General features: G+C 72.5%; 6 protein-coding genes. 4 read left to right on the top strand and 2 right to left on the bottom strand.

Annotated elements, in window-relative coordinates:
- Positions 1–210 precede the first annotated feature (210 nt).
- The 3 genes from FNX44_RS20680 (at position 211) to FNX44_RS20670 (ending at position 3,700) form a co-directional block, all read left to right on the top strand.
- On the top strand, positions 211–795 hold the full coding sequence (locus FNX44_RS20680; protein ID WP_323369534.1) for a sigma-70 family RNA polymerase sigma factor: 585 nt from the start codon (positions 211–213) through the stop codon (positions 793–795).
- Positions 796–949: 154 nt separating this feature from the next.
- A complete protein-coding gene (gene guaB, locus FNX44_RS20675; RefSeq protein ID WP_143650057.1) occupies positions 950–2,452 on the top strand; it encodes an IMP dehydrogenase in 1,503 nt (500 codons plus the stop codon).
- A gap of 132 nt (positions 2,453–2,584) precedes the next feature.
- The gene (locus tag FNX44_RS20670) at positions 2,585–3,700 is read left to right on the top strand and encodes a GuaB3 family IMP dehydrogenase-related protein (RefSeq protein ID WP_143650055.1); all 1,116 of its coding nucleotides are present in this window, start codon (positions 2,585–2,587) and stop codon (positions 3,698–3,700) included.
- Between the two features lie 458 nt (positions 3,701–4,158).
- Here FNX44_RS20670 and FNX44_RS20665 read toward each other — a convergent pair whose 3' ends face one another.
- Positions 4,159–4,416 (bottom strand): hypothetical protein, encoded by a 258-nt coding sequence (locus tag FNX44_RS20665; RefSeq protein ID WP_143650060.1) that lies wholly within the window; start codon positions 4,414–4,416, stop codon positions 4,159–4,161.
- 83 nt (positions 4,417–4,499) lie between these two features.
- Positions 4,500–5,732 (bottom strand): nucleotide sugar dehydrogenase, encoded by a 1,233-nt coding sequence (locus FNX44_RS20660; protein WP_143650053.1) that lies wholly within the window; start codon positions 5,730–5,732, stop codon positions 4,500–4,502.
- A 263-nt stretch (positions 5,733–5,995) separates the two neighbouring features.
- Between FNX44_RS20660 and FNX44_RS20655 the strand changes: the two genes are divergently transcribed.
- On the top strand, positions 5,996–7,699 hold a 1,704-nt coding region (locus FNX44_RS20655; protein ID WP_143650050.1), incomplete at its 3' end, for a glycerol-3-phosphate dehydrogenase/oxidase.

Below are 7,699 nucleotides of genomic sequence, written 5' to 3'. Positions count from 1 at the left end.
GGGCGGGAGTACGGCGGGGGCGGTGACGGCCGGGTGTCGCAATCGCCGGCGTGCCGCATCCTTGAAGGCATGGAGTTCCTCGGGGACCGGTCAGTCAGGCGTGAGGGGAGGGCGCGGAAGATGCCGGCCAGCGCGCCCACTCATAACGCTTCAGTGCACAACAACGGGCTCGGTGCGACGGACGCTCCGGCGTCGGTGCACCATGGACCGATGCGTGACGACGAGAGAACGGCCGTGTCGGCCATCGGTACTCTCGTCCGTCGTGCCGCGCAGGGCGACGAGCGGGCGACGCACGACCTGCTCGCGCACGTCCATCCGCTCGCCCTGCGCTACTGCCGCACCCGGCTCAGCCGGCTGCCGGGGGAGGCGCGGCACTTCGTGGACGACCTCGCGCAGGAGGTCTGCCTGGCCGTCCTGTGCGCGCTGCCGCGCTACCGGGACACCGGAAAGCCGTTCGACGCGTTTGTGGTCGCCATCGCACAGCACAAGATCGCCGACCTCCAGCGTGCCGCGATGCGGCGGCCGGGGTCCACGGCGGTCCCCTCGGACGAGATGCCGGAGCAGCCGGACGACTCGCTCGGCCCGGAGGAGCGGGCGCTGCTCAGCAGTGACACCGAGTGGGCGAAGAAGCTGCTGGCCAGCCTCCCGGAGAACCAGCGGGAGCTGATCCTGCTGCGCGTGGCGGTCGGGCTCACCGCGGAGGAGACGGGCCAGATGCTCGGCATGTCGCCCGGCGCGGTCCGGGTGGCCCAGCACCGCGCGCTCAGTCGGCTGCGTGCCCTCGCCGAGCAGTAGGTACAACAAGCGGGGAGGGGAACAAACGGGCGCAACCGGGTGTTGTCGCCGTCGCCGCCCGTAGCTTCCTATGAGAAATCAGCCGTACGAGTGGGTGTCGTCTGGGCGTTAGCATGGACACCCGTGCCGCAGCAAGACCATTGGGGAAGGTGTCATGAAGGACGACGTCGGCGGTGTGCCCGCTAAATTCGCCACCCTCGGGCTGACCTACGACGATGTGTTGCTGCTGCCGGGCGAGTCCGACATGGCGCCGCAGGACATCAACACCGCGTCGTACGTGACGCGGAACGTCAAGGTGAACATCCCGCTGCTGTCGGCGGCGATGGACAAGGTCACCGAGGCCCGGATGGCGATCGCGATGGCCCGCCAGGGCGGCGTCGGCGTGCTGCACCGCAACCTCTCCATCGAGGACCAGGCCGCCCAGGTCGACCGGGTCAAGCGGTCCGAGTCCGGCATGGTCGCCGATCCCATCACGATCCGCCCCGACGCCAGTCTCCGCGAGGCCGACGCGCTGTGCGGCCGGTTCCGCATCAGCGGCGTGCCGGTGACCGACAACGCGGGCAAGCTGCTGGGCATCGTCACCAACCGCGACATGGCCTTCGAGACCGACCGCGACCGCCAGGTCCGCGAGGTCATGACGCCGATGCCGCTGGTCACCGGCCGGGTCGGCATCAACCGCGACGAGGCGATGGAGCTGCTGCGGCGGCACAAGATCGAGAAGCTTCCGCTGGTCGACGACGAGGGCCGGATCAGGGGCCTCATCACCGTCAAGGACTTCGTCAAGGCCGAGAAGTACCCGAACGCCGCGAAGGACGCCGAGGGCCGCCTGCTGGTCGGCGCGGCGGTCGGCGTCGCCGGCGACGCGTACGAGCGGGCCCAGGCGCTGATCGAGGCCGGCGTCGACTTTGTCGTCGTGGACACCGCGCACGGCCACTCCCGGCTGGTCGGCGAGATGGCCGCGAAGATCAAGTCGGGCAACCAGGTGGACGTCATCGGCGGCAACGTCGCCACCAGGGACGGCGCCAAGGCGCTCGTCGACGCCGGTGTGGACGCCGTGAAGGTGGGCGTCGGCCCCGGCTCCATCTGCACGACGCGGGTGGTCGCCGGTGTGGGCGTGCCGCAGGTGACGGCGATCTACGAGGCGGCCGAGGCGGCCCGCGCGGCCGGCGTGCCGGTGATCGGCGACGGCGGCCTCCAGTACAGCGGCGACATCGCCAAGGCGCTGGTCGCGGGCGCGGACACGGTCATGCTGGGCAGCCTGCTCGCCGGGTGCGAGGAGTCCCCGGGCGAGCTGCTGTTCATCAACGGCAAGCAGTTCAAGTCCTACCGGGGCATGGGCTCGCTCGGCGCCATGCAGTCGCGCGGCGACCAGCGCTCCTTCTCCAAGGACCGCTACTTCCAGGAGGAGGTCAGCGGCGACGACAAGCTGATCCCCGAGGGCATCGAGGGCCAGGTGCCCTACCGCGGCCCGCTGGCGGCCGTGGTGCACCAGCTGGTCGGTGGTCTGCGGCAGTCGATGTTCTACGTCGGCGGCCGGACGGTCCCGGAGATGAAGGAGCGCGGCCGGTTCGTGCGCATCACCTCGGCCGGTCTGCGGGAGAGCCACCCGCACGACATCCAGATGACCACCGAGGCGCCGAACTACAGCAGCCGCTGAGCCCGCGCCGGCCCCGGGCGCGTCGGGTACGCCGTCATCGCCCGGGTCCTGCCGGAGGAGTGGCGGCCGCCTGGGATACTGGGTCGCCCTGGGACACCGAGGGGCGCACACCGTACGGAAGGGCAGTATCACGTGACTGAGATCGAGATCGGGCGCGGCAAGCGCGGGCGGCGGGCGTACGCGTTCGACGACATCGCCGTCGTGCCGAGCCGTCGCACGCGCGACCCGAAGGAGGTCTCGATCGCCTGGCAGATCGACGCCTACCGCTTCGAGCTGCCGTTCCTGGCCGCGCCCATGGACTCGGTCGTGTCGCCCGCCACCGCGATCCGCATCGGCGAGATGGGCGGGCTCGGGGTGCTCAACCTCGAGGGCCTGTGGACCCGCTACGAGGACCCGCAGCCGCTGCTCGACGAGATCGCCGAGCTGGACGAGGAGCAGGCGAACCGCCGCCTCCAGGAGATCTACGCCGAGCCGATCAAGGAGGAGCTGATCGGCCGGCGCATCAAGGAGGTCAGGGACGCGGGTGTGGTCACCGCCGCCGCGCTCTCCCCGCAGCGCACGGCGCAGTTCTCCAAGGCGGTCGTCGACGCGGGTGTGGACCTGTTCGTGATCCGGGGCACCACGGTCTCCGCGGAGCACGTGTCCTCGGCCGCCGAGCCGCTGAACCTCAAGCAGTTCATCTACGAGCTCGACGTGCCCGTCATCGTCGGCGGCTGCGCCACCTACACGGCCGCCCTGCACCTGATGCGCACCGGCGCGGCCGGTGTGCTCGTCGGCTTCGGCGGAGGCGCCGCGCACACCACGCGCAACGTGCTGGGCATCCAGGTGCCGATGGCGACCGCCGTCGCGGACGTGGCCGCCGCCCGCCGCGACTACATGGACGAGTCCGGCGGCCGGTACGTGCACGTCATCGCGGACGGCGGCGTCGGCTGGTCGGGCGACCTGCCGAAGGCCATCGCCTGCGGCGCCGACGCCGTGATGATGGGCTCGCCGCTGGCGCGCGCCACCGACGCCCCCGGCCGCGGCCACCACTGGGGCATGGAGGCCGTCCACGAGGACGTGCCGCGCGGCAAGAAGGTGCACCTGGGCACGGTCGGCACGACCGAGGAGGTGCTGACCGGTCCGTCGCACACGCCCGACGGTTCGATGAACTTCTTCGGCGCGCTGCGCCGGGCGATGGCCACGACGGGCTACTCGGAGCTGAAGGAGTTCCAGCGGGTCGAGGTCACGGTGGCCCGCAGCCGCTGAACCGCGCCGAGCACGGCCCGAGCCGACGTAACCGAGGGGCGCCCCCGAGTGGGGGCGCCCCTCGCGTCCACCGCCGTACGGGTGATGCGCCGCGCGTCAGTCGGCGTGCCGGGCGGCAGGCGGCAGCAGGGTCGCGTGGCCGTCGTCGGCCAGGGCGTGAGGCAAGGCGGAACCTTTCGTCGGTGGCTTCCGTGGCTTCGGTGGCTGCTTCGGTGATGGGGGCCGCGCCGACCGGAGGCGCGCGCGGCAGGAGTCGGGCACGGCCGTCCGGGCGGCGGGCCGTGGCGGCCCGTCACCTGGTGACGAGTCAGAGGAAAGGAGAGCGCCGCGAGTCGTCCTGCCTCACACCGGCCCGGGCGGATCGGACCCGGGCCGGCGGGCGGAGGCGGCGCGTCGTCGGTGCGTCGACGCCGCGTCGACGCCGCGTCGGCTCAGCGGAGCAGCGGCCGCGCTCGGCGCTACAGCATCAGCGAACGGACAAGACGGCAGGTCGTGTCCGACGGCGGGTGCACCCCGACCAGCGGGGCGATGGCGCGGATCCGTCGGTTCGGGGCCTGGGTCGGGTGGTAGACCCCGGTGTTCAGCAAGGCGATGGCCAGCCGCATGGCCTTCAGCTTGCGGTTGTGGGATTCATACCATTCACGCGGCTGACCGGCGGGCAGCCGCACCTCTCTCAGCGGGGGCAGCGGTGGTGCGTCGACAACGGCCATCGGCATCCTCCAGGGTGCGTCGGCGAACCAATCGAACACTGTCGATTCTAGTCGCCACCACTGACAAAGCCCCTGGCCAGCGCGGATGTTCAGAGCCGGTGCGCGACTCCGGCCGGACTCGCGCCACGGGTGTCGAGAAGCAGCTGCGCCTTCGCCGCGAGACCCTGGAGGTCGTACACGCGGTGGTTCTGCAGCAGCACCGTCAGATCCGCCTCGGCGGCGGCGTCATAGAGGGAGTCCACACGTGGGACGGGTCGGCCGGCGATGGACCACTGCGGCACGTGGGGGTCGTGGTAGGTGAGGTCGGCGCCGAGGTCGGTGAGTCGGGCGGCGACCTCGCGGGCGGGTGAGCCGGTCTGGTCGGCGAGGTCGGGCCTGTGTGTCACGCCGAGCAGCAGAACCCGGGCGCCGCGCGCCGACTTGCCGTGCTCGTTGAGCAGCGCGGTCGTGCGGTGCACGACGTACTCGGGCATCCGGTCGTTGACCGCGCGGGCGAGCGCGACCAGCCGCGGCGGGTGGCCGAACGCCCGGCGCGGCGCGGCCAACTGCGCCGGGTCCACCGGCACGTCGTGCCCGCCGACGCCCGGGCCCGGGCGGAACGCCTCCGCCGGCGGGCGGGTGTCGGCGCAGCGCAGCACGTCCCACAGGTCCACGCCGAGGTCGTGGCAGAGGATCGCCATCTCGTTCACCAGTGCCGTGTTGACGTGCGCGATGTTGTTCTCGAGCAGTTTGGCGGTCTCCGCCTCGCGCAGTCCGCGCGCTCGGACGACCTTGTCGGTGAGCCGGCCGTAGCAGGCGGCGGCGGCCTCGGTGCAGGCCGGCGTGAGGCCGGCGATGACCCGGGGGCTGTCGTCGGGGCGGCCGGGCGCGCAGGCGAGTTGGAAGTCCCGCCCGGCCCGCAGCCCGGAGCCGGTCTCCAGCACGTCGCGTACCACACTCTCGGTGGCGCCGGGCGGCACTGTGGACTCGACGACCACGGTGGTGCGGGGGCGCATCCGGCGCGCCAGCGTGGCGGCGGCGTCGAGTACGGCGGTGAGGTCGAGCGAGCCGTCGGCGGCGGCCGGGGTAGGTGCGCACAGCAGCGCGGTGCGGGCGCGGCCGAGGACGTCCGGGTCGGCGGTCGGAGTGAAGCCCGACTTGAGCATCCGGCGCAGTTCGGGCGCGCTGAGCGAGCCGTCGGCGGGGGCGCGGCCGGCGGTCAGTTCCTCGACGACGCCGGGCGCCGGCTCGTAGCCGAGAGTCCGGACGCCCGCGGCCGTGGCGTTCCGGGCGGCCGACAGGCCGAGGGGGCCGAGTCCGAGGACTGCGAGATCTACGGGCATGGCTGCGGGTTCCTTCCCGTGGCGGCGGCGGTCGCTCGTTGGGGCGCTACGTCAGGTTAAGCGCATATATGACAGATATGGTGGATTGCGACCGCCGTGCCGGATGCCGGGTCAGCCGCCGGGAAACCGGGGACGATCCTGGGACGGGACCCCTCCCGGGCCCGATGACACGGACCGACCGACGACGGAACGACCGACGACGGACCGACCAGGCGACACGACGGCACGGCCGGACAGGCGGTGCGACCCATGGGAGGCAGACGGTGAGGACGGCGACACTGGGACCGGCCGAGCGGACGGAAGCGCTCGCCCGAATGGCCGAACGCGAACTGGACGTGCTCGTCGTGGGCGGGGGAGTGGTCGGCGCCGGCACGGTCCTCGACGCGGCGACCCGAGGGCTGAGCACCGCCATCGTCGAGGCCCGCGACTGGGCGTCGGGCACCTCCAGCCGGTCCAGCAAGCTCATCCACGGCGGCCTGCGCTACCTGGAGATGCTGGACTTCGCCCTCGTCCGCGAGGCGCTGAAGGAACGCGGGCTGCTGCTGGAGCGGCTGGCCCCGCACCTGGTGCGGCCGGTGCCCTTCCTCTACCCGCTCCAGCACCGGGGCTGGGAGCGGTTCTACGCGGGCTCGGGCGTCGCCCTGTACGACGCCATGTCGGTCTCCTCCGGGCACGGCCGGGGCCTGCCGGTGCACCGCCACCTCTCGCGCCGGGGCGCGCTGCGCGTCGCGCCCTGCCTGCGCAAGGACGCGCTGACCGGTGCACTCCAGTACTACGACGCCCAGGTGGACGACGCGCGCTTTGTCACCACCCTCGTCCGCACGGCCGTCTCCTACGGCGCGCACGCCGCCAACCGCACCCGGGTCGTGGGCTTCCTCCGGGAGGGCGAGCGGGTGGTCGGCGCCCGCGTCCAGGACCTGGAGCACGGCGGCGAGTTCGAGGTGCGCGCCCGGCAGGTCGTGAACGCCACAGGGGTGTGGACGGACGACACCCAGTCGCTCATCACCGAGCGTGGCCGGTTCCACGTCAAGGCGTCCAAGGGCATCCACCTCGTGGTGCCCAGGGACCGGATCAACTCCGCCACCGGCCTCATCCTGCGCACCGAGAAGAGCGTGCTCTTCGTGATCCCCTGGGGCCGCCACTGGATCGTCGGCACCACAGACACCGCGTGGGACCTCGACAAGGCCCATCCGGCGGCCTCCTCGGCCGACATCGACTACCTGCTGGAACGGGTCAACGCGGTGCTCGCCACCCCGCTCACCCGCGATGACGTCGAGGGCGTCTACGCGGGCCTGCGTCCGCTGCTGGCCGGGGAGTCGGAGGCCACCAGCAAGCTCTCCCGCGAGCACACGGTGGCCCACCCGGTGCCCGGCCTGGTGGTGGTCGCCGGCGGCAAGTACACGACGTACCGGGTGATGGCCAAGGACGCCGTCGACGAGGCGGTGCACGGGCTGGACGCGCGGGTGGCCCCGAGCTGCACCGAACGCGTCCCGCTGGTGGGCGCCGAGGGCTACGACGCGCTGTGGAACGCCCGCGCCCGCATCGCGGCCCGCGCCGGCCTGCACGTCGTCCGCGTGGAGCACCTGCTGAAGCGCTACGGCTCGCTGCTCGACGAGGTGTTGGAGCTCATCGCCGACGACCCCTCGCTGGCCCACCCGCTCCCGGCGGCCGACGACTACCTGCGCGCCGAGATCGTGTACGCGGCCGGTCACGAGGGCGCCAGGCACCTGGACGACGTGCTCACCCGCCGCACCCGCATCTCCATCGAGACCTTCGACCGGGGCACCCGCAGCGCCCGGGAGTGCGCCGAACTGATGGCGGGCGTGCTCGGTTGGGACGCCGACAGGGTCGAGCGGGAGGTGGCGCACTACCACAAGCGGGTGGAGGCCGAACGCGAGTCGCAGCTCCAGCCGGACGACCAGACCGCCGACGCCGCCCGCCTCGGCGCCCCCGACATCGTGCCCGGC

The organism is Streptomyces alkaliterrae, assembly GCF_007097205.2.
In the GTDB taxonomy this organism is placed as follows: Bacteria; Actinomycetota; Actinomycetes; order Streptomycetales; family Streptomycetaceae; genus Streptomyces; species Streptomyces alkaliterrae.
Note: the sequence above shows the minus strand (reverse complement) of the source record. Positions and strands in the feature narration are given on the sequence as shown.